At 62.9% G+C, this 21353-nt stretch carries 19 protein-coding genes and 1 pseudogene; 8 read left to right on the forward strand and 12 right to left on the reverse strand.

Features of this window, described 5'->3' with window-relative positions:
- The first annotated feature begins 16 nt into the window (after positions 1-16).
- Entirely contained in the window at positions 17-1708 is a 1692-nt protein-coding gene (locus ACT3UQ_RS06750) for an ATP-binding protein (protein WP_444636747.1), read from the forward strand.
- Positions 1705-2427, forward strand: a complete 723-nt coding sequence (locus tag ACT3UQ_RS06755; protein ID WP_105554336.1) for a response regulator — start codon at positions 1705-1707, stop codon at positions 2425-2427. Before ACT3UQ_RS06750 ends, ACT3UQ_RS06755 begins: the two co-directional genes overlap by 4 nt.
- A 219-nt stretch (positions 2428-2646) precedes the next feature.
- Here ACT3UQ_RS06755 and ACT3UQ_RS06760 read toward each other — a convergent pair whose 3' ends face one another.
- A complete protein-coding gene (locus ACT3UQ_RS06760) occupies positions 2647-4551 on the reverse strand; it encodes an AMP-binding protein (RefSeq protein WP_444636749.1) in 1905 nt (634 codons plus the stop codon).
- A 172-nt stretch (positions 4552-4723) separates the two neighbouring features.
- On the opposite strand from ACT3UQ_RS06760, the gene ACT3UQ_RS06765 reads away from it, so the two are divergent.
- From ACT3UQ_RS06765 to ACT3UQ_RS06790, 6 genes are all read left to right on the forward strand, one after another.
- Positions 4724-5374 (forward strand): GntR family transcriptional regulator, encoded by a 651-nt coding sequence (locus ACT3UQ_RS06765; RefSeq protein ID WP_444636751.1) that lies wholly within the window; start codon positions 4724-4726, stop codon positions 5372-5374.
- Positions 5371-6888: an MmgE/PrpD family protein gene (locus ACT3UQ_RS06770; protein WP_444636753.1), complete on the forward strand. Its 1518-nt coding sequence runs from the start codon at positions 5371-5373 to the stop codon at positions 6886-6888. Before ACT3UQ_RS06765 ends, ACT3UQ_RS06770 begins: the two co-directional genes overlap by 4 nt.
- A gap of 1 nt (position 6889) precedes the next feature.
- Complete coding sequence (prpB, locus tag ACT3UQ_RS06775; protein WP_105554340.1) at positions 6890-7819, forward strand: methylisocitrate lyase; 930 nt, start codon at positions 6890-6892, stop codon at positions 7817-7819.
- Between the two features lie 32 nt (positions 7820-7851).
- Positions 7852-8991: a bifunctional 2-methylcitrate synthase/citrate synthase gene (locus ACT3UQ_RS06780; protein WP_444636755.1), complete on the forward strand. Its 1140-nt coding sequence runs from the start codon at positions 7852-7854 to the stop codon at positions 8989-8991.
- A 133-nt stretch (positions 8992-9124) separates the two neighbouring features.
- Complete coding sequence (locus tag ACT3UQ_RS06785; RefSeq protein WP_105554342.1) at positions 9125-9622, forward strand: DUF2975 domain-containing protein; 498 nt, start codon at positions 9125-9127, stop codon at positions 9620-9622.
- Positions 9622-9900, forward strand: coding sequence for a helix-turn-helix domain-containing protein (locus ACT3UQ_RS06790; protein WP_444636757.1), 279 nt, complete (start codon positions 9622-9624; stop codon positions 9898-9900). Before ACT3UQ_RS06785 ends, ACT3UQ_RS06790 begins: the two co-directional genes overlap by 1 nt.
- Here the strand turns inward: ACT3UQ_RS06790 and ACT3UQ_RS06795 are convergent.
- The 11 genes and pseudogenes from ACT3UQ_RS06795 to ACT3UQ_RS06845 all read right to left on the reverse strand — a co-directional run.
- Positions 9897-10388 carry an 8-oxo-dGTP diphosphatase gene (locus tag ACT3UQ_RS06795; RefSeq protein WP_444636759.1) on the reverse strand — a complete coding sequence of 164 codons (492 nt, stop codon included), beginning with the start codon at positions 10386-10388 and terminating at the stop codon, positions 9897-9899. The genes ACT3UQ_RS06790 and ACT3UQ_RS06795 overlap by 4 nt on opposite strands.
- 18 nt (positions 10389-10406) lie before the next feature.
- Positions 10407-11366 carry a site-specific tyrosine recombinase XerD gene (gene xerD, locus ACT3UQ_RS06800; RefSeq protein ID WP_105554344.1) on the reverse strand — a complete coding sequence of 320 codons (960 nt, stop codon included), beginning with the start codon at positions 11364-11366 and terminating at the stop codon, positions 10407-10409.
- Between the two features lie 2 nt (positions 11367-11368).
- On the reverse strand, positions 11369-12022 hold the full coding sequence (locus ACT3UQ_RS06805; protein WP_105554345.1) for an NUDIX domain-containing protein: 654 nt from the start codon (positions 12020-12022) through the stop codon (positions 11369-11371).
- A gap of 68 nt (positions 12023-12090) precedes the next feature.
- The gene (locus tag ACT3UQ_RS06810) at positions 12091-13773 is read right to left on the reverse strand and encodes a CTP synthase (RefSeq protein ID WP_105554346.1); all 1683 of its coding nucleotides are present in this window, start codon (positions 13771-13773) and stop codon (positions 12091-12093) included.
- A gap of 101 nt (positions 13774-13874) precedes the next feature.
- Positions 13875-15623, reverse strand: a complete 1749-nt coding sequence (gene recN / locus ACT3UQ_RS06815) for a DNA repair protein RecN (protein WP_444636762.1) — start codon at positions 15621-15623, stop codon at positions 13875-13877.
- A gap of 103 nt (positions 15624-15726) precedes the next feature.
- Entirely contained in the window at positions 15727-16752 is a 1026-nt protein-coding gene (locus tag ACT3UQ_RS06820; protein WP_105554348.1) for an NAD kinase, read from the reverse strand.
- A gap of 71 nt (positions 16753-16823) precedes the next feature.
- Complete coding sequence (locus tag ACT3UQ_RS06825) at positions 16824-17618, reverse strand: TlyA family RNA methyltransferase (protein ID WP_105554349.1); 795 nt, start codon at positions 17616-17618, stop codon at positions 16824-16826.
- Positions 17615-17785: a hypothetical protein gene (locus ACT3UQ_RS06830; RefSeq protein WP_181150466.1), complete on the reverse strand. Its 171-nt coding sequence runs from the start codon at positions 17783-17785 to the stop codon at positions 17615-17617. Before ACT3UQ_RS06830 ends, ACT3UQ_RS06825 begins: the two co-directional genes overlap by 4 nt.
- 5 nt (positions 17786-17790) lie before the next feature.
- Positions 17791-18798: an HAD-IIA family hydrolase gene (locus ACT3UQ_RS06835; protein WP_181150467.1), complete on the reverse strand. Its 1008-nt coding sequence runs from the start codon at positions 18796-18798 to the stop codon at positions 17791-17793.
- 13 nt (positions 18799-18811) lie between these two features.
- Positions 18812-19630 (reverse strand): hypothetical protein, encoded by an 819-nt coding sequence (locus ACT3UQ_RS06840; protein ID WP_105650847.1) that lies wholly within the window; start codon positions 19628-19630, stop codon positions 18812-18814.
- Between the two features lie 423 nt (positions 19631-20053).
- Positions 20054-21109: pseudogene (locus ACT3UQ_RS06845) on the reverse strand (hypothetical protein); the annotation flags it as partial.
- Positions 21110-21353 lie beyond the last annotated feature (244 nt).

The raw sequence follows: 21353 nt of genomic DNA on the forward strand, positions 1-21353 counted from the left end.
CGAAGGAGTCAGCCAGATGGTCAGCAACCCGCAGGAGGTTGCCGCTGCCAATGCGCCGGTCCCGTTGACCCGCGACGGCTGGTCCTTCGCGGCACGAATCTTCGCCGCGCAGATGCTGCTGGTCATCGTGGTGGTGGTGTGGCTGGGCATCGCTTCCTACCAGCAGCAGGCCCGGGTGGTGCTCGATGTACGCCAATCGACCGTGGCCACGGTGTCCACCACCTTGGCCAACGACCCGTTTGTGGTTGACTCCTTGCAGCAGCCGGACCCCGGTGCCGGTTTGCAGCCCTACACCCAGGACATCTTGTCCCACGCGCCGACGATAGATTTCATCACGATCATGACACCGGACCTGCTGCGCGTGACCCACCCGAATCCGGCCCAGCTGGGCAAGCGCTATTCGGGTTCCACCGCGCAAGCACTGCGCGGGCAGGTCTATTCGGAGCAAGCGGTGGGAACCCTCGGCCGCTCGGTGCGCACCATCGCCCCGGTCTACGCCGCGGACGGCACCCTGGTCGGCATGGTCGCCACCGGCATCACGCTGGAGAGCCTGCAGGTGCTTTACCGCGAGGAGCTCCCGCAGATCCTGCTGGTTTCGCTCTTCGCCCTGCTCTTGGCCGGTTTCACCTCCTGGTCCTTCTCCCGGTACATCCAGAGCGCCACCCTCGGCTTCGGCCCGCACGGGCTGCGCCGGCTCTACGCCTTCTACTTCTCCGCCCTGCATTCGGTCCGCGAGGGGCTGATCCTGCTGGATCGCAAGCACCGCATCGTGCTCTACAACTCCGAGGCGGCCCGGCTGCTGCAGCTTCCGGCACAGACCCCGTCCGGCGGGTTGGAATTGGCCGACGCCGGCTTGCCCGACACCCTGCGCGAGCTGATGGCCGGCGGCCGAGCGGCCCGCGATGAAATCCATCTGGGCCACGGATCGGTGCTCGCCGTGTCGCAGAGCAACGCCCGGCTGACCGGCACCCAGCTGCCCGGCCGCTACCGCCTGCCCTTGCGCTGGCTGCGCGTGCAGCCGCCCACCGGGCAGGTGCTCACCCTGCGGGATCTGACCGAGGTGCAGGAGCTGACCGGCGAGGTGCAGTCGCTGAAGACCTTCTCCACCGCCCTGCGCGCGCAAACCCACGAACACGCAAACCGCCTGCACACCATCGCCACGCTCATCGAAAACGGCAGCTCGGACAAGGCGCTGGCCTTCGCGGTCGACGACCGGCAGCACTCGCAGGCGCTCACCGACGCGATCGTGCGCAATATCGACGATGTGTACCTCTCCAGCTTGCTGGTGGCCAAGTCCGCCCAGGCGCACGAGCGCGGGGTGACGCTGAGCATCAGCGCCGAAGGCGTGGTGCGTCCGGACACCTTCCACGCCACGGACATTGTGACCATCGTGGGCAACCTGCTCGACAATGCGCTGGACGTCTCGGTGGGCACCGCGGAATCCACCGTCTGGGTGGAGGTCACCGCCCTTGCCGACGAGGTCATCATCGCGGTGGCCGACTCCGGCCCGGGCATCGAACCCGAATTCTTGGAGAACCTGCTGCGCTTCGGGGTGAGCACCAAACAGGGCAGCGCACCGCGCGGGCTCGGTCTGGCCCTCGTCCAGCAGGCGGTGGCGCGGCTTCATGGAACAATGACCATAGACAACGACGCCGGTGCGATCTTCACCGTCACCCTGCCGGTACCGCCCAAGGAGGAGCACGCGTGAGCCACACCGAGCCGACCGCCGAATTCCTCGTGCTGGTGGTCGACGACGAACCGGAAACCGCACGCGCCCACGCCACCTATGTGGACCGGGTGCCGGGCTTTCGCACCGGAGCCATCGCGGCCAATGGACACGGCGCCCTGCAGTTGCTGGCCGAAGCGCACGCCGCCGGCACGCCCTATGATCTGGTCCTGCTGGATATGACCCTGCCGGATCTGCACGGCATCGACGTGGCCCGGCGCATGCGGGGGCGCGGCTACACGCTGGACATCATCGCGATCACCGCGGTTCGGGACTTGGCGGTAGTGCGTTCGGCCGTAGCCACCGGCATCACCCAGTACCTGATCAAGCCCTTCAGCTTCGCGGTGTTTGCCGAAAAACTCGAAAACCACCGGGCGTTCATCGCCACCATGCGTTCCACCGGCTCCTCCACCTCGCAGGCCTCCATCGATACCGCGTTCTCCGCGCTGCGCACCACCAGCGCCTCGCTGTCCCTGCCCAAGGGGCTGATCAGCCAGACCCTGGAGCAGGTGCGCACCCATCTGGCGGCCAGCCCCGCCCGCGCCTTCTCGGCTACCGAGCTCGGCGAAGAACTGGGCCTTTCCCGCGTGACGGCGCGCCGCTACCTGGAGCATCTGGCGATGGCTAATTCGGCGGTGAAGCAGCCTCGGCATGGCACGCGCGGGAGACCGGAATTCGAATACCGGCACAATTCGAGCTAGCGCCGTCCGTGGCGGAATAAGGTTTCCGCCACCTTCTCTCGCGGCGTTCGGTACGATTCGCTGTGATTCCAGGGGCAAATGGTGACCGACTGCGCGGCCTGGTTGGCGATCTCGATGGTGCTCGTCTTAGGACTTTATCCACGCACAAGGCAAGGGCCTGGCCCCGCAGAATTTCTGCGGGGCCAGGCCCTTACAGCGTTAACCGTCGGAGGTTCCGGGCTAGGCCTGTGGACGCAGGTACCGGGTCAGGTCATCGAGCACCGTGCTGTCTTCGATGGTCGAGGGCACCGTGTAGTCCTTGCCGTCCGCGATCTGCCGCATGGTCTTGCGCAGGATCTTGCCCGAACGGGTTTTAGGCAGTCCGGCGACGACGGTGACCTCGCGGAAGTCGGCGACCGGGCCGATATGCTGGCGCACCAGCGCGACGATCTCCTTCTTCAGCGTCTCCGCATCGATGTCGACACCGGATTTGAGCACCACGTAGCCGCTGGCCCGCTGCCCCTTGAGCGCGTCGCTGATGCCGATCACCGCGCATTCGGCCACCGCCGGATGGCTCGCCAGCACCTGTTCCATCGCCCCGGTGGACAACCGGTGCCCGGACACGTTGATCACGTCATCGGTGCGGCCCATCACGAACAGATACCCGTCCTCGTCCAGGAAACCCGAGTCGCCGGTCAGGTAGAAGCCCTCGATCTGGCTCAGGTAGGTGTTGATGAACCGCTGGTCGTTGCCCCACAGGGTGGTCAGCGCGCCCGGCGGCAGCGGCAGCTTGATCACGATGTTCCCCTCGGCACCGGCGGGCACCAATTCGCCCAGTGCGTCGCGGATCTCCACGTTGAATCCGGGGACCGGGGTGGTCGGGCTGCCGGCCTTGGCGCTCAGCTCCTCCAACCCCAGTGGGTTCGAGGCGATCGGCCAGCCGGTTTCGGTCTGCCACCAGTTATCCACCACCGGGATTCCCAGCAGGTCCACCGCGAAATGGTAGGTGTCCGGGTCCAGCCGCTCGCCGGCGACAAAGAGCGCACGCAGCGTGGACAGGTCGTGGGAGGCGATCATGGCACCGGAAGGGTCCGCCTTGCGCACCGCGCGCAGGGCGGTCGGCGCGGTGAACATCGTGGTGACCTTGTGGTCCTCGATGATGCGCCCGAACACGCCCGCGTCCGGGGTGCCGATCGGCTTGCCCTCGTAGAGCACGGAGGTGGCCCCGGCGATCAGCGGGGCATACACGATGTAGGAGTGCCCCACCACCCAGCCCACATCCGAGGCGGTGAACATGACATCATCCGGGTGCACGTCGTAGATCGCATTCATCGAATACTGCAGCGCGGTGGCGTAGCCGCCGGTATCGCGCACCACGCCCTTCGGTGCCCCGGTGGTCCCGGAGGTGTACAGCACGTACAGCGGATGCGTGGAGGGAACCGATACCGGTCCGGCCGGCTGCGCGAGTTTGGCCAGCTCGTCCCAATCCAGCCAGTTCACCGCCGCCGCGCCCTGGTATTCGCCGGGCGTATGCGCAAAGCCTTCGCGGTGGGCGACGATGACATCGCGCACCGAGGCATCGGCGAGCGCCAGCGCCTCGGCCACGGCCGGCAGGTATTCGATATGCCGCGAGGGTTCGATGCCGCCGGAGGCGGTGACGATGGCGACCGGCGCGCAGTCGTTGATGCGCGCGGCCAGTTCCTTGGGCGCAAATCCGCCGAAGACCACCGAGTGCACCGCCCCGAGCCGCGCGCAGGCGAGCATGGAGATGACCGCCTGCGGGATCATCGGCAGGTAGATCAGTACGCGGTCCCCGGTTTCCACCCCACGGGATTTGAGCACGCCGGCGAAGATTTCGACCTCGCGAAGCAGTTCGATGTAGCTGTACTCGGTCTTCGTCCCCAGCATTGCCGAGTCGTAGACCAAGGCCGTGGCATCTCCGCGCCCGGCGGCCACATGCCGATCCAGCGCGTTGGCCGACAGGTTGAGCTCGCCGTCCGGGAACCAGTTGTACAACGGCGCCTTCGAGTCGTCGATGGCTTGGGTGGGTTCCTTATCCCAGTGCACATCTTGGGCGGCGGTGAGCCAGAACGCGGCCGGATCGGCAGCGGCCTGGTCAAAGGCCTGACGGTATTCCTGTGCCATGTTTCCCTCCTGGGGCCGGGCGTCATCACCCGGCGGCTGTGCGGTAACTTCGATTCCAAGCGTATGAGCGCAGTCACATGATCGCAAGTGTTATGTATACATTTCTCGTTATTTGACGAAAAATATTCGGGCTCCCTGTCGCTTTTTCGCTATTCGTGTATACAATCGAACCATGAAAGCAAGTGACAAGGTGTACGAGAGCCTGCGCCGAGACATCGTCGAATGGCGTTTGTCACCGGGCACGGTACTCGCCGAGGTGGAGCAGTCGGCCAGGCTCGGAGTCTCCCGCACCCCGGTGCGTGAGGCACTGGCCCGCTTGGTCGCCGACGGCCTGGCGGTGCAGCAGCGCGGGCGCGGTGCGATCGTCTCCGAGGTTTCCGAATCCCACGTCGAGGACCTGTTCGTCTTGCGCCGGGCGCTGGAATGCGAAAGCGCGCGGCTCGCGGCCCGCTCAAGCCGGAGCGAGGCCTTCGCCAAGCTGGCACGGCGCTTCGAAACGGCCGCCAAGCAGCTGCGTGTAAGCACCCCCACCGAGGGCTACTACGAGCTGGTGGGCGAACTCGACGAAATGATCGACGACGCGGCCAATAATGCCTACCTATCTCACGCGCTGCGCACGCTGCGCGTCCACCTGCAACGGGTGCGCCGGCTGGCCAAGGACAACCCCGATCGGCTCGAGCAGTCCGCCGGCGAGCATGCGGCGATCGCCCGGGCCATCGCTTCGGGCAAACCAGAGGTCGCCGCGGCGGCCACCACCGTGCACCTGCACCAATCGTTTGAACACATCATGACCCACGCGGTCGCCTCTGAAAGGACACCATGATCAATCATCCAGTTCGCGTTTACCGCTCCGAGGAAAATCTGGCCCGCGAGGATCAGCTCGCCCACAAGATCGCAACCGTCGCGGTCGACCCGGTAGAGGTCACCGCCGAGGTCACCGACATGATCATCAACCGCATCATCGACAACGCCTCGGTGGCCATCGCCTCGCTGAACCGCGGCCCGATCATCGCCGCCCGCACCCAGGCACTGGCCCACGCGCCGTCCACCGGCGGGACGGGCGCCAACGTCTTCGGCATCACCGAGAAGGTCTCCCCCGAATGGGCGGCCTGGGCCAACGGCGTGGCCGTGCGCGAGCTGGACTACCACGACACCTTCCTGGCCGCCGAGTACTCCCACCCGGGCGACAACATCCCGCCGATCCTCGCCGTCGCCCAGCACACCGGGGCCTCGGGCAAGGACCTGATCCGCGGCATCGCCACCGGCTACGAGATCCAGGTGGACCTGGTCAAGGCGATCTGCCTGCACAAGCACAAGATCGACCACGTGGCGCACCTGGGCCCCTCGGCCTCCGCCGGCATCGGCACCCTGCTCGGCTTGGATCTGGAAACGATCTTCCAAGCCGTCGGCCAGGGTCTGCACACCACCACCGCGACCCGCCAGTCGCGCAAGGGCGAGATCTCCACGTGGAAGGCCCATGCCCCGGCCTTCGCCGGCAAGATGGCCGTCGAGGCCGCCGACCGCGCGATGCGCGGGCAGACCTCCCCGGTCCCAATCTACGAAGGCGAAGACGGCGTGATCGCCTGGATGCTCGATGGCAAGGACGCCGCTTACGAGGTGCCGCTGCCCGAGGCCGGCGAGGCCAAGCGCGCGATCCTGGACACCTACACCAAGGAGCACTCCGCCGAATACCAGGCGCAAGCCTGGATCGACCTGGCCCGCAAGCTGCACGGCGAGCACCCGGAAGCCACTGATCCGAAGAACGTGGCCTCGGTGCTGATCAAGACTTCCCACCACACCCACTACGTGATCGGTTCCGGCGCCAACGACCCGCAGAAGTACGATTCGACCGCGTCGCGCGAAACCCTGGACCACTCGATCCCTTACATCTTCACCGTCGCGCTGCAGGACGGTGCCTGGCACCACGTGGACTCCTACGCCCCGGAGCGAGCCGGACGCGCGGATACCGTCGAACTGTGGCACAAGGTCACCACCGAAGAAGACGCCGAATGGACCCGCCGCTACCACTCGCTGGACATCGCGGAGAAGGCCTTCGGCGGCAGCGTCGAAATCACGCTGAACGACGGCACCGTGATCACCGATGAGATCGCCGTGGCCGACGCGCACCCGCTGGGCGCCCGCCCCTTCGCCCGCGAGCAGTACATCAACAAGTTCCGCAGCCTGGCCGCGGGCCTGGTGGACGAGCAGGAGATCGACCGCTTCATCGCGGCCGCCGAAAACCTGGAAAACCTCGGCGCCGGCGAGCTGGAGCAGCTGAACATCGTCGCCGCCACCGGCGTGATCGACCAGTCGAACGCACCGAAGGGCCTGTTCTAACATGCTGTACTCAACCCTCACCCCCGCCGCGAAGCGGGTCGCGCTGCGCGAAATGCTCACCCCGGGTGCCGCCCGCCAGTTCCCCGGGGCGTTCAACCCGCTCTCGGCCAAGCTGATCGGCGAGAAGAACTTCGACGGGGTCTACATCTCCGGCGCGGTGCTCGCCAACGACCTGGGCCTGCCGGACATCGGGCTGACCTCGCTTACCGAGGTCGCCACCCGCGCCGGGCAGATCGCCAGGATGACGGACCTGCCGGCGATCGTGGACGCGGACACCGGATTCGGCGAGCCGATGAACGTGGCCCGCAGCATCCAGGAACTTGAATACGCCGGCCTGGCCGGCTGCCACATCGAGGACCAGTTCAACCCCAAGCGCTGCGGCCACCTGGACGGCAAGAACGTGGTGGATACCGACACCATGCTCAAGCGCATCGCCGCCGCCGCGGACGCACGCATCGATGAGAACTTCCTGATCATGGCGCGCACCGACATCCGCGCGGTGGAGGGGCTGGACTCGGCCATCGACCGGGCCAAGGCGATGGTCGATGCCGGGGCCGACGCGATCTTCCCCGAGGCGATGAAGAATGTTTCGGAATTTGAAGCGGTCTGCAACGCGGTCGACGTGCCGGTGCTGGCGAATATGACCGAGTTCGGCAAATCCGAGCTGTTCAACCGCCAGGAGCTTGCCGACGCGGGCGTCGCGCTGATCATCTACCCGGTGACCTTGCTGCGCAGCGCCATGGGCGCCGCCGAGCGTGTGCTCGACGCAATCAGCGAGGATGGGACTCAGGAGCGTGAAGTGGATAACATGTTAACCAGGTCACGCCTCTACGAGCTTGTCGACTACGAGGCGTACAACCGGTTCGACACCGGGATCTTCAACTTCCAAGTCCCCACCCTGGACATCGATACCAACAACTCGAACCTCTAGCACGGGAATCCATCAACGAAGAGGATGAACTCATGACCACCACCGAGGAAATCAAGAAGGGCCTTGCAGGCGTCGTCGTGGATTACACGGCCGTCTCCAAGGTCAACCCGGACACCAACTCGCTGCTCTACCGCGGCTACCCGGTGCAGGATCTGGCGGCGAACAAATCCTTTGAAGAGGTCGCGTTGCTGCTCTGGACCGGCGAGCTGCCCAGCGAGTCGGAGCTGACCGAATTCTGCGCCTTCGAGCGGGCCAATCGTGCGCTCGATCCGCGGGTGAAGGCAGCCATCGATCTGCTGCCCACAGATTGCCACCCGATGGATGTCGGGCGCACCGCGGTCTCGGTGATCGGCGCGAACCACCTGGAGGCGGAGAACTCCTCCCCCGAGGCGGAACTGCGCAAGGCGAAGGAGCTCTTCGCCGCCTTCCCCGCGGTCGTCGCCTACGATCAGCGCCGCCGCCGCGGCCAGGAAGTGGTGCCTCCGCGCGAGGACCTGGACTACTCGTCGAACTTCTTGTGGATGACCTTCGGCGAAGAAGCCGCGCCGGCGGTAGTCGACGCGTTCCGCGTGTCGATGGTGCTCTATGCGGAGCACTCCTTCAACGCCTCCACCTTCACCGCGCGAGTGATCACCTCGACGCTCGCGGATCTGCACTCGGCGGTCACCGGTGCCATCGGCGCCTTGAAGGGTCCGCTGCACGGCGGCGCCAACGAGGCGGTGATGCACACCTTCGACGAGATCGGAATCGACAAGAACGAGTCGCGCAAGGATGCCGCGGCCCGCGCAAAAACGTGGATGGAAGAAGCCCTCGCCGCGAAGAAGAAGGTCATGGGCTTCGGCCACCGGGTCTACAAGCATGGGGACTCGCGCGTGCCGACGATGAAGGCCGCGCTGGATAAGATGATCGAGCATTACGATCGCTCCGAAATGCTCGGCCTGTACGACGGGCTGGAATCCGCGATGGACGAGGCCAAGGCGATCAAGCCGAACCTCGACTATCCGGCGGGCCCGACCTACCACCTGATGGGCTTCGACACCGAAATGTTCACGCCGATCTTCATCGCGGCGCGAATCACCGGCTGGACCGCCCACATCTTCGAACAGCGCGCCTCCAACGCGCTGATCCGGCCGCTGTCCGCATACAACGGCCCGGAGCAGCGCGCCCTGTAAACACCTAGCGCAGCTACGGCTCATTCGGCGGGGTCGGACCTACGGGTCCGACCCCTCTCTTGCGTTTCCGGCAGGTTCAGTCTATTGTTTTTCGATAGGTATGCATCGCTAAGCGACAATTGGAGAGTGTCACATGGGTAAATCGAGCACTTTGGCGTTGCGAATCGTGCTGGGACTAGTAGTCCTCGGCTCGCTCTTCATCCAATGCTTCATGATCCCCCTGGCGGCCATGGAACTGGCCGACCGTCCAGCAGAATTCGCCTACCTGCGCATCTCGTTGTTCAGCTACGCGGTATTGGCCCTGCTGATCGTTCAGATCTGCTGCGTCTGCGTCTGGAAGTTGGTCGCCCGGGTGCGGCGCGGAACGGTATTCACCCACGCCTCATTCAAATTCGTCAACATCATCATCACCGCAATTGCCTCCGGAGCGGTGCTGACATTCGTACTTGGCGCGATCATGGCCCCGGGCGAGGCGGTGGCTCCCGGCGTAGTGCTCCTGGTCGGCGGATTCGGTGTCCTGCTAGCGGGCATCGCCCTGATCGTCTTGGTGCTGCGTCATCTGCTGTCGCAGGCGGCGACCACCGAAGCCCAAGCGGCCATGCTACGCACCGAGTTGGGCGGGGTGATTTAGTGGCCATTCGAGTGGATATCGATGTGATGCTTGCCCGACGCAAAATGGCGGTCGGCGAATTAGCCGAGCGGATCGGTATTACCCCGGCCAATCTTGCGGTCCTGAAGAATGGACGTGCCAAGGCGGTGCGCTTCAGCACACTGGAAGCGCTGTGCCAGGTCCTGGATTGCCAGCCGGGCGACCTTTTGATATTCGAAGCCGAAAACCACGATCCGCGCGGATCCGAAGCTCCGCTGTCCCAAGCCACGCTTCCATCCGACGCGTCGAAAAGAGCCTAGTCCCAGGGCTCGAAATCGATCGATTGCACCGCCAGATTATCCGCGGCCAGAATGATCTTCGCGGTGAACCGCGTCCCTGCAGCCAAGGCCGGGAGCCAGAGTGGGGAATCCTCCCACATCTGCCTCACCGGCAGTTCGCCGACAGGGAACCATAACGGTTCAAGTTCCTCGCTGGGCGCGGGCATTCCGCTGGCGATTCGCGCAGTGAAGACCGCGCAGTCCATATCCGCGCGCGGATTCGCCGGAAAGGTGAAGGCCACCCGGGCGGCGAGCGTCAGATCTGCCGATTGCACACAAGCCCCGGTCTCTTCGCCGAACTCCCGCATCGCAGCCTGCTGCGCAGACTCCCCGGGCTCAATCTTTCCGCCCGGCAGCACAATGTTCCCCTGCCCAAAGCCGCGCAGCTTGCGTCCCAAAAGCAGCTCGGTGCCCCGGGTGCCTTCGCGCAGCAGCGCCAAGAGCGCGACGGGTTGCGGCTGGGTCACCATCGTACTGGCCCCACTCCGCTAGTTCACGCGCGGGTGCGCGAAGAGGTACGCCTCCCGCAGCGAATCGACGGTGACCTTCGTGTAGATCTGCGTGGTGGTGACCGAGGCATGGCCGAGCAGTTCCTGCACCACGCGAACATCCGCACCGCCCTCCAACAGATGGGTGGCGAAAGAGTGGCGCAGCGTGTGCGGGGAAACGTCGCCCTGAATCCCGGCGCGTTCGGCGGCCTTGGACAGGATCAGCCACGCCGACTGGCGCGATAGCCGCCCACCGCGCTGATTCAAGAACAACGCGGGAGTGCCTTTGCCTTTGGCGGCCAGCCCCGGACGGGCCCGCACCAGATAGTCGCTCACTGCGCGTTGCGCATATCCGCCCACCGGAACAACGCGTTCCTTGGAGCCCTTGCCGAACAGCCGCACTACCGCGTCGGCGGCAAAGTGCAGGTCGTCGACGTCCAGGGCGACGACCTCGGAAATGCGTGCCCCGGTGGAGTACAAGAATTCGAGAATCGCCCGATCGCGCAACCCCGCGGGAGTATCGAGAGCGATCGAGTCGAGGATCTGGGTGACGGCAGAAATGCTGATCGCCTTGGGCAGCGACTGGCCGACGGCCGGAGGCTGCACCTCGCGGGCCGGATTCGGGGAGCAGATTTCCTCTAGCTCCCAATACTTATGCAGTTGCCGGATGGCCACCGTATGCCGGGCGACCGAACGCGCCCCCAGCGCCTGGTGCTCCGCATCCCCGCGGGCCAGCTGTTGCAGGTAGCCGCTGACCTCATTCTCGGTGAGGCGTGCCGGGTCGGTGATGCCGCGCGCTTCCAACGCTTCTTGGTACCGGGTCAGATCCCGTCGGTAGGACTCCAGCGTATTCTTCGCCAGTCCGCGTTCAATGGCCAGATGCTGCAAGTAGCGGCGTAGCGCGGAAGCGAACTTCGAGGACTTCGGGCTTGGTACCGCGGCGTGCTCGGGACTGCTCATCGCTACGATGAGGCTTTGCTGCGCAGCCCAGGGTGCGCTTCGAAGGCGCTGTTCGCCTCGCGTAGCGAGGCGTAACCGGTGGCTCGGGCCGCGTGCGCTGCCAGCAGGCCGACAACCGCCGAAGGGTTGTGGATCTCCCCGGCGAGCACTGCGGCAACAGCCTCGTCCAAGGGCACCCAGCGGGTGATGATTTCAGCTTCTTCTTCGGTCCGTGCGTGGCGTTGGTCCTCTGGCACCAACTGCACATCGCGCGCCAAGAAGATGCGCAATGCCTCGGAGGAAGAGCCCGGTGAGAGGAACACATCGGTGAGCACCGACCAGGTCTCGGCGGTGCTATCGGCTTCTTCCCAGAGCTCGCGCTTCGCCCCGTCCAAGGGCGGCTCGCCAGCCACGTCGAGCAGGCCAGCGGGTAGCTCCCATAGCCGCATGCCTACCGGGTGACGGTATTGGTTAACGAGAAGGACCCGTTCACGCTCATCGAGGGCGAGAATCGACACGGCACCAGGGTGCACGATGTAGTCTCGCTCGATGCGGGTTCCATCATCCGAAAGTTGCACCGTATCGTGGACGACATTCCAGATGCGTCCTTCATAAACGGTTTCGCTGGCGATGAGCTCTCGTGGTGAAAGTTCATCGGCTATCGGTTGTGGTTCCACGCGAACGGGCCCTTCTATAGGTATTACCTTGCTGGTACTACCTTAGACGGTTTAGAACCGGGTTTTGCTTAGGCGTTGCGCTTGGCCAGCGCCGCGGCGACCAGACCTGCAAACAGCGGGTGCGGACGGGTTGGGCGGCTGGAGAGTTCCGGGTGGGCCTGCGTGGAGACGTAGTACGGGTGTACGTCCTTAGGCAGTTCCACGAACTCGACAAGCTGTCCGTCCGGGGAGGTACCGGAGAAGACCAGACCTGCTTCTTCGAGCTGCGCACGGTAGGAGTTGTTGACCTCATAGCGGTGACGGTGTCGTTCTGCGACCTCGGTCTTGCCATAGGTTTCAGCCAAGACCGATCCTGCTGCGAGCTTCGCGTCATACAGTCCCAGACGCATGGTGCCGCCAAGATCGCCCTTTCCGTCAACGATGCTCAGCTGCTCTTCCATGGTCGCGATGACCGGGGTGGAAGATTCTGGATCGAATTCGGTCGAGGAAGCCCCTGGCAGGCCGGCCATGTTGCGGGCGTACTCGATCACCATCGACTGCAGCCCCAGGCAGAGGCCGAGGGTTGGAATCTGGTTTTCGCGAGCGAAGCGCAAAGCTCCGAGCTTACCTTCCAGGCCGCGAATGCCGAATCCGCCGGGGACGCAGATCGCTTCGGCGCCCTCAAGCGACTTGCGTGCACCGTCTTCGGTGGCGCAGTCATCCGATGGCACCCAGCGAATCTTGACCTTGGATTCATTGGCGAAACCACCGGCCTTCAGCGCCTCGGTAACCGACAGGTAGGCATCTGGCAGATCGATGTACTTGCCCACCAGAGCGATGGTCAGTTCATGCTTCGGGTTGTGCACCACGTCCAGCAGTCGGTCCCAGCCCTCCCAGTCCACGTCGCGGAACTTCAGTTCCAAGGTCTGCACGATGTAGGCGTCAAGGCCCTGGGAGTGCAGGATCTTGGGAACTTCGTAGATGCTTGGCGCATCGGCGCAGCTAATGACCGCTTCGGTTTCCACATCGCAGGTACGGCCGAGCTTGGCGCGCATCTCGTCGGGAATTTCACGGTCCGAGCGGATTACCAGTGCGTCTGGCTGAATGCCGATGGAGCGCAGGGCTGCCACCGAATGCTGGGTTGGCTTGGTCTTCAGCTCATGGCTTGGACCAATGTATGGAACGAGGGAGACGTGCACGAAGAAGGCGTTCTTCCGGCCGATATCCTGGCGGACCTGGCGGGCCGCTTCGAGGAATGGCTGGGATTCGATATCGCCGACGGTGCCACCGATTTCGGTGATGATCACGTCCGGGGCGGACTTGCCGGCACCGGGATCGGTGGCGGCCAAACGCATACGGCGCTTGATCTCATCGGTGATATGCGGGATGACCTGGACGGTGTCGCCCAGGTATTCGCCGCGACGTTCGCGTTCCAGAACGGTTGAGTAAACCTGACCGGTGGTCACATTCGCGCTGCCTGGAAGATTTTCATCCAGGAAACGCTCATAGTGTCCAATGTCCAGGTCGGTTTCTGCGCCATCGTCGGTAACGAAGACTTCACCGTGCTGGAAGGGGTTCATTGTACCTGGATCGACGTTCAGGTACGGATCGAGCTTCTGCATGGTCACTGAGAGACCACGAGCTCGAAGTAGATGTCCAAGGCTGGATGCCGTCAATCCCTTACCCAGGGAGGAGGCCACACCGCCGGTGACGAAGATATGCTTTGTCGTTTCAGACGACCGAGAATCACGAGTTAAATTACGCTGCACCACGGGATTTCATCCTATCACCATTGCTCGCTTGCGCGAATACCGACCATCCACTTTGCAACTCTACGACACGCATCCGCGATGCCAAAGTCCGATTCCGCAATCTAGCGTGCGCTCTTCGTCACCAGAGCGTCGACCATCTTTCGCGCGTCGGCGAGCAGCTCTTCGGCATGCGCCTGCGCGGTGTCGGAATCCTCCTGACCTGCCAGCATGCGCGCCAACTCGCGCACGCGCTCGGCCTCGTCCAAGGTGATTACATCGCTGGCGGTAAACCCTGCACCGGCCGCGGATTTTCCATTTGAGGTCTTGATCACCCGGATATGACGATCTGCGTAAGCGGCAACCTGGGGCAGGTGTGTGACCACAATGACCTGCACATGGCGCGCGAGCATGGCTAACCTCTCACCAATGCTTACCGCCGCCTTGCCGCCCACGCCCGAGTCGACCTCGTCGAAGATAAAGGTTGGCACCGGGTCCACCGCCGCGAGCACCACCTCGATGGCAAGCATCACGCGTGAGAGCTCACCACCACTGGCCCCCTTGCCCAGCGGCCGCGGCGAGGCGCCGGCATGCGGAGCAAGCAGCATCTCGATCTGGTCTTGGCCGTAGGCACCGGGTTCAGGCAATTCACTGATCTCGACAAATAGTTTCGCATCCGGCATGGCCAACGCCGTCAATTCCTCGCTGACCCGCTTGGAGAGCTTTGCGGCCGCCTTACGACGAGACTCGGATAGTTCGGTAGCCAGCGACGCGGCCTTCTGCTCCAGTTCGACCACCGTGCTTTCGAGCTCCTCGATGCGGGTGTCATCGGAACCAAGCTGCTCCAGCCGCTGTCGGGACTCATCAGCCCAGGCAAGCACCTCATCGATGCTCGGTGCGTACTTGCGCAGCAGCTTGTTCAGTTCCGCGCGGCGGGATTCGATCAGCGCCAGCCGCTCCGGCCCCTCTTCATCGAGGTCCGAAACATAGCTGGCCATATCACTAGAAAGTTCGGAGGCGAGAATGCCCAATTCTGCGGCGCGCTCGGCAAATGCCGCCAATGCTGGATCATCGCCGCTTGACTGCGCGAGCACACCGCGAGCGGATTCGGCCAGGGTGGTGATCCCGGGGGTCTCAAAATCTTCGCTGTCGACGATCGCGCGAGCCTGCTGGCTGGCGTTGCGCAGCGATTCGACATTGCCCAGCTTGATTGCGGTTTCGCGCAGTTGTTCGTCTTCGCCTGGCATTGGCTCCAGCGAATCGATCTCGTCGAGAGCCAGTCGTAGATTTTCGGCTTCGCGCACCCGATCTCGCGAGTCTTGCTTCAGCGCCGAGAGTTCCTTGCTGGCGGTGCGCCACTGCCGATAGGTGCGCTGATAGCTGCTTAACGTGCGGGCAAGGGCCGAGCCAGCGAAACGGTCCAGCGCGTCGCGCTGCGCGCTGGCTTCCTTCAGACGGATCTGATCGGACTGGCCATGCACCGCGACAAGCTCTTGGCCCAATTCGGCCAGCAAACCTACCGGAGCGCTTCGTCCTCCGACAGTCGCCTTCGAGCGCCCCTGCGCGGACAGCGACCGGGTGAGGATCAGTTCGCTCTTCTCCCCCACCTCGTCCACGAACGCGCCGGCATGGGTGGCGGATTCAAGTACGTGATTGTCGGGCTCCAGATGCACGACCGCTTCGGCCAGCGCATGCTTGGCGCCGTTTCGCACGGCACCTGCATCGGCCCGCCGCCCAAGCAATAGTGACAAGGCGGTGATGACCATGGTCTTACCCGCGCCCGTTTCACCGGTGACTACCGTCAACCCTGGCCCCAGTGGCAGAGTTGCCTGAGTGATCACGCCAAGGTTGGAGATCGAAATTTCCTGAATCATAGCCCGCTCCCGGTCGTTCTAGTTCATGCGTTCCAGTTCTCGTCCTAATAGTACTTGCTCAATCGTAAGTTTGTTCGAATATCGTTACTGCGGGTCGTGTTTCCTACTGCTTAGTTTCGTCACGGGCTACCAAGGGGATGCTTGGTTCGTCCTTGTGGTGCGGCTCAATGCTTTGAAAGCCCGGGCCGGTCACCTGCAGCGCGGTGGTCGCCGGACGACGATCGTCCTCGTCGGCAGGTCCGCGCCAACCCTGGATGGGCAATTCAAACTTCTTCACCAGACGTTCGGAGAAAGGAGTGGTGTTCAAGCGAGCCATGCGTACCGGTATTTCACTGCGCGTAACCTCGATGCGTGCACCCGGAGGCAGGTCGATGGTACGGCGCCCATCGCACCACAGCACCGCACCGGCCTCTGAGCGAGTGAGCGTCTCCACAGCCATAACCGAGTCCGGGGAAACCACCAGCGGTTTGGCAAACAGCGCATGCGCACTAATCGGGACCATAATCAGCGCGGCAACCTCTGGCCAAACTACCGGGCCTCCAGCCGAGAATGCATAGGCGGTAGATCCGGTGGGGGTAGCCATCACGACGCCATCGCAGCCGAATGTGGAGATTGGTCGACCGTCTACCTCGATTACCACTTCGATCATGCGTTCACGGTTGGCTTTTTCAACGGCGGCTTCATTCAGCGCCCAAGTTTCGGCCAGGCAGACATTGTCCAACCACACCTTAACCTCGATGGTCATCCGCTCTTCGACGGAATATGCACCGGAGACGAGATCCCGTACGGTGCTCGCCAGCTCGGAGCGCTCGGCCTCCGCAAGGAAACCGACATGCCCTAGATTCACGCCGACCAATGGCAGCGGCGCTTGGCGGACCAGTTCCGCGGCGCGCAGCACCGACCCGTCGCCGCCAAGGACTACGCCCAGATCCACCTCATCGATGGTGCAGTCCTGGTCCAAGATCTCCATGGGAACCTGCAGCCCGTGGCTGGCCTCCAGCACTGCTTCGTGATCCTTTTGACGCATTACCGGCATCACACCTGCCGCATCGAGCAACCCACAGGTTTCGATGGCCGCGGCGATCGCTTCTTGGCGCCCGGTGTGGGTGAAAACTAGAATGCGTCGCAAGGCAGGCTGCCCCTCTCTGGTTCGAGGTATGTGCTTGGCGCTGAGTATGTCACCGCACAAGCAAGTCACTTCTAAGAGTAGTCAACCGCGTCCCACATTTCGGTTTCACTGACCGATTGTTGATGACCTGTTGGAACTTTTCCGAGCCAGAGGAAGAATTCAACGTTGCCGTCTTGTCCGGGCAGCGGGCTGCGGGCTACTCCGCAAAGCTCCAGCCCGGCTTCCCGCGCGGCTTTCACGACGCCTTCAATGGAGCTGCGGCGTAGCTCGGGAGATGAAACCACACCGGTGCGGTTCAAGTGGTCGCGGCCAACTTCAAACTGCGGCTTGACCATCAACATCAAGGAACCGCCTAGGCGTGTTGCTCCCGCGAGAGCATCGATCACCAAGCGCAAGGAGATGAAGGACAAGTCGGCCACTACAAGGTCGACTTCTCCTCCAATATCTTCGGGTTTCAGATAACGAACGTTAAGCCCTTCAAAAACCGAAACCCGTCGGTCTTGGCGGATCTGATCGACGAGCTGTCCATGCCCAACATCGGCTGCCACTACATGCTTAGCCCCGCGGCGCAATAGCACATCGGTGAATCCGCCGGTCGACGCTCCTGCATCGAGACAGCGCATAGACATTGGGTCGACGGTCGTAAACACATCTAGTGCTCCGGCAAGCTTGTGCCCGGCTCGGGAAACGTATTCTTCGCCGATACTGGCCAGCACTTCGAGCCTGGCCGTGGTCGGAATTTTTTTGGCGGCCTTGGTGACGCACACTCCATCGAGCAACACCCGGTGAGACTCGATGAGCTTGGCGGCCTCGGTGCGCGAACGGGCCAGAGATCGAGAAACAAGTTCCTGATCGAGTCGGTTCATCCGTGGTGCTCCGTGGAATTGAGTTCGGCTTGGAGGGAATCGAGCAGCTGCTCATATACTGCGGCGTGCGAGATCACATCCTGCTGCCCTAGCGAGGATAACGTTGCGTCTACCCGCTGGTCGTCCATGGGGGCTACCGGCTTGGGGCGAGGGGGTTCCATGTTCACGTCATTCACCTCTGTGCTCGTCGCAGGGTATCCAATCCGCGGGAGGTGAACTGGATTTCTGGGCTGACATGTTCTTGCTGACGCGAATGAGCCAGCCACCATGCGTGACACGCGGCCCGCCAGGCATTCAGGTCCGATTCGTTCCCGTTGACCTCAATGGAGTCACCTTCCACCTTAGCTACAGACTCGCCGACTTGAACCCCATATCCGAGGACCTTGATCGTCGGGTACGGCCGGTAGAGGTCCGCGAGACTTGAAATCAAGTAGTTTGGGCGTTCGGCAACCGGGGCCCCGAGCGCAGTGCGCGGGGAATCTACACCGGTCAGCACCAGCGCGGTTGAGAACCCCGCCCGATAGCCACCGAGAATATCGGTGTCAAGACGATCACCGACTACCAATGGGCGCCGAGAATCGAGTCGGTCCGCGGCGCGGGAGAAAAGATAGGATTCAGGCTTGCCGGCCACACGTGGGGTCACACCGGTGGCCAGTTTTACCGCGTGGACCAACGAACCGTTGCCCGGGGCGATGCCCTCGGCGCGTGGAATCGTGAGATCCGTGTTTGTGGCAACCCACTGGGCGCCGTTGTTGATGGCATAGCTTGCCTCGGCTAGATCATTCCATGCGACGTTAGGATCGAAGCCTTGGATCACCGCCACCGGCTCGTCTTTGTGCGATTCGACGACTTCCAGTCCCCGCACCGCGATGCATTCACGCAGATACGGGGACCCGACCACTAGGACCTTGCTGCCCGGATTCAATTCGCGTGCCAGCATTTCGGCGCCGGCATCGGCAGAACCGAAAACCTGCTCAGCACCGGTTTTCACACCAAGCTGACGCAGGTGGGCCGCGACCGACATCGGCGATCGCCCCGCATTATTGGTGATGAACGCCAGAGCGACGTTTACTTCGGCTAGTGCATTCAACGACTCGACGGCGTCGGGGATCCCATTGGGACCCGCATAGACGACGCCATCGAGGTCGGAAAGCACAGAATCAAATCCGGAGATCAGCATTCGGTACTAGTTCCTACTTCTGGGAGTCGGTTTCGGTCTCGATCTCAGCCTCGGCCTCTTCGGCTTGAACCTCGACCAGTGCGTCTTCTTCATCGATGCCGGTCTGCTCGGCAACTGAGTCGTCTTCGTCGATACCGTCTAGTTTGGCATCAACTTCGTCTTCCTCGGCTTCGTCCGAGTCGGCCTCTGCGACAGCATCGTGCTCATCAGCTACGACGACGATGTTTTCATCAACCACGTCCTTGGCCCGTGGACGCTCATCCTCTTCGTCCATCTCTGGAGCCAGATCCACGATGAAGGATTCGGTTTCTTCCTCGATGCCTAGGGCCCGCTCGGCAGTAGCGACCTGAGCAAACCAGCGCTTTGACTCTTCGCCACGTCCAGCTGCGGAAAGCAGATCAGCGTAGGCGGTGAACAAACGCGGGCTGAACGAATAGGCACGGTTGAAGTCTAGCTGCTCCAAGGACTCCAGTTCCGACAGGGCCTTATCAAGTTGTCCCAAGTCGCCGAAGCAGCCGGCCGCAACCATATGCATTTCGACCTTCACTGCGGTTTCCAGGTTCGCGCATTCCTCGGAGTGCGCCAGTTCGATAGCCTTTTCGGCACGGCCCAGGCCACGCAACGAGTCGGCAATCAACGGCAGGTTGTAGTCCGAACCGGAGATCCGGCGGTGAGTGCGCAGTTCACGCAACGAATCAGCATATTTGCCTGCGTGGTAGGCAGCGATGCCAACTGCTTCTCGGACGACCGCAACACGGCCACCACGACGGGAAGCTGCCAGTGTGTGCTCGTAGGCCAGCTCTGGATCTTCTTCAAGTAGACGCCCTGCCATTACAAGGTGCTTAGCAACCCAGCTTGCCGAACGCTCTTCGAGATAGCGAAGCTGGGCGCGTGCGACGCGATCCAGCTCCTTACCGGTAACGTCCTCGTCGATTTCTGGCGACTGCTCACGGTCGGGACGGTTCGAGATGCGCAGGTCGCCCGGGTTGTGAGCGCGAGGTGCCTCTGGTCCCCGGTCGTCAAAACGGCTTCCGCGATCGGGGCGGTCGCCCTTGCTTCGGAAGTCACCGCGGTTGTCATCACGCTTGAAGCCACCGCCGCGGTTGTCGTCACGGGCGCCACCACGGCTGTCATCACGCTTGAAGCCGCCTCCACGGTTGTCATCACGCTTGAAGCCACCACGGTTATCGTCACGCTTGAAGCCACCGCGGTTATCATCGCGGGCGCCACGGAATCCGCCTTCGCGGTTGTCATCGCGCTTAAAGCCGCCTCCGCGGTTATCGTCACGCTTGAAGCCAGCACGGCTGTCGTCACGGCTGCCACGGAATCCGCCTTCGCGGTTGTCATCACGCTTGAAACCGCCGCCACGGTTATCGTCACGCTTGAAACCACCACGGTTATCATCACGGGCACCACGGAATCCGCCTTCGCGGTTGTCATCACGCTTGAAACCACCGCGGTTATCGTCACGCTTGAAACCACCACGGCTGTCGTCACGGCTGCCACGGAATCCGCCTTCGCGGTTGTCATCACGCTTGAAACCACCACGGTTATCGTCACGGCTGCCACGGAATCCGCCTTCGCGGTTGTCATCACGCTTGAAACCACCACGGTTATCGTCACGGGCGCCACGGAATCCGCCTTCGCGGTTGTCATCACGCTTGAAACCACCACGGTTATCGTCACGCTTGAAGCCACCGCGGTTATCATCGCGGGCGCCACGGAATCCGCCTTCGCGGTTGTCGTCACGCTTGAAGCCGCCTCCACGGTTATCATCGCGGGCACCACGGAATCCGCCTTCGCGGTTGTCATCACGCTTGAAACCACCACCGCGGTTATCGTCGCGTTTGAAACCACCACCGCGGTTGTCATCACGCTTGAAGCCGCCTCCGCGGTTATCATCACGCTTGAAGCCACCGCGGTTATCGTCACGGGCGCCACGGAATCCGCCTTCGCGGTTGTCATCACGCTTGAAGCCGCCACCGCGGTTATCATCGCGGGCGCCACGGAATCCGCCTTCGCGGTTGTCATCACGCTTGAAACCACCACCGCGGTTATCGTCGCGTTTGAAACCACCACCGCGGCTATCGTCGCGTTTGAAACCACCACCGCGGCTATCGTCGCGTTTGAAACCACCACCGCGGTTATCGTCGCGTTTGAAACCACCACCGCGGTTATCGTCGCGTTTGAAGCCGCTGCCGCGGTTGTCGTCATTGCGCTTGAAGCCATCGCGCGAATTGTTGCGGTTTGATTCTGAGTTCCGGAAGTCGCCCTGTCCGCGTTCGGAACTACGGCGGAATTCGTTAGACATGTAATGTCCCCTTCAGCGGCTATCTCAAAACCGCAACCTTCGTGATCGCATTTGCGATGCACTTCACTATTTACTATTCACCATGCCGTCCGGCATGTACATCTCTATCAAGTCTACGGGAGCCAGATGCCCATACCATAAGAATATGGGGCAATGTGGGCAGACACTCAGTATGGACTATGGCTCCTCACCGGCTAAAGCACGAAAAGGTCCCGCCCCCGCCAGGCAGAACCACACACCCCCG

Origin of the sequence: Glutamicibacter sp. AOP12-B1-11 (assembly GCF_052379245.1) — a bacterium.
Lineage (GTDB): Bacteria > Actinomycetota > Actinomycetes > Actinomycetales > Micrococcaceae > Glutamicibacter.

Bases quoted from the DNA above. Each gene is read 5' to 3' on its own strand.
- ACT3UQ_RS06750 (WP_444636747.1), top strand. From the start codon at position 17: ATGGTCAGCAACCCGCAGGAGGTTGCCGCTGCCAATGCGCCGGTCCCG.
- ACT3UQ_RS06765 (WP_444636751.1), top strand. From the start codon at position 4,724: ATGAAAGCAAGTGACAAGGTGTACGAGAGCCTGCGCCGAGACATCGTC.
- ACT3UQ_RS06760 (WP_444636749.1), bottom strand. From the start codon at position 4,551: ATGGCACAGGAATACCGTCAGGCCTTTGACCAGGCCGCTGCCGATCCG.
- ACT3UQ_RS06835 (WP_181150467.1), bottom strand. From the start codon at position 18,798: ATGCTGATCTCCGGATTTGATTCTGTGCTTTCCGACCTCGATGGCGTC.
- recN (WP_444636762.1), bottom strand. From the start codon at position 15,623: ATGATTCAGGAAATTTCGATCTCCAACCTTGGCGTGATCACTCAGGCA.
- prpB (WP_105554340.1), top strand. From the start codon at position 6,890: ATGCTGTACTCAACCCTCACCCCCGCCGCGAAGCGGGTCGCGCTGCGC.
- ACT3UQ_RS06795 (WP_444636759.1), bottom strand. From the start codon at position 10,388: ATGGTGACCCAGCCGCAACCCGTCGCGCTCTTGGCGCTGCTGCGCGAA.
- ACT3UQ_RS06825 (WP_105554349.1), bottom strand. From the start codon at position 17,618: ATGAACCGACTCGATCAGGAACTTGTTTCTCGATCTCTGGCCCGTTCG.
- ACT3UQ_RS06785 (WP_105554342.1), top strand. From the start codon at position 9,125: ATGGGTAAATCGAGCACTTTGGCGTTGCGAATCGTGCTGGGACTAGTA.
- xerD (WP_105554344.1), bottom strand. From the start codon at position 11,366: ATGAGCAGTCCCGAGCACGCCGCGGTACCAAGCCCGAAGTCCTCGAAG.
- ACT3UQ_RS06780 (WP_444636755.1), top strand. From the start codon at position 7,852: ATGACCACCACCGAGGAAATCAAGAAGGGCCTTGCAGGCGTCGTCGTG.
- ACT3UQ_RS06770 (WP_444636753.1), top strand. From the start codon at position 5,371: ATGATCAATCATCCAGTTCGCGTTTACCGCTCCGAGGAAAATCTGGCC.
- ACT3UQ_RS06840 (WP_105650847.1), bottom strand. From the start codon at position 19,630: ATGGCAGGGCGTCTACTTGAAGAAGATCCAGAGCTGGCCTACGAGCAC.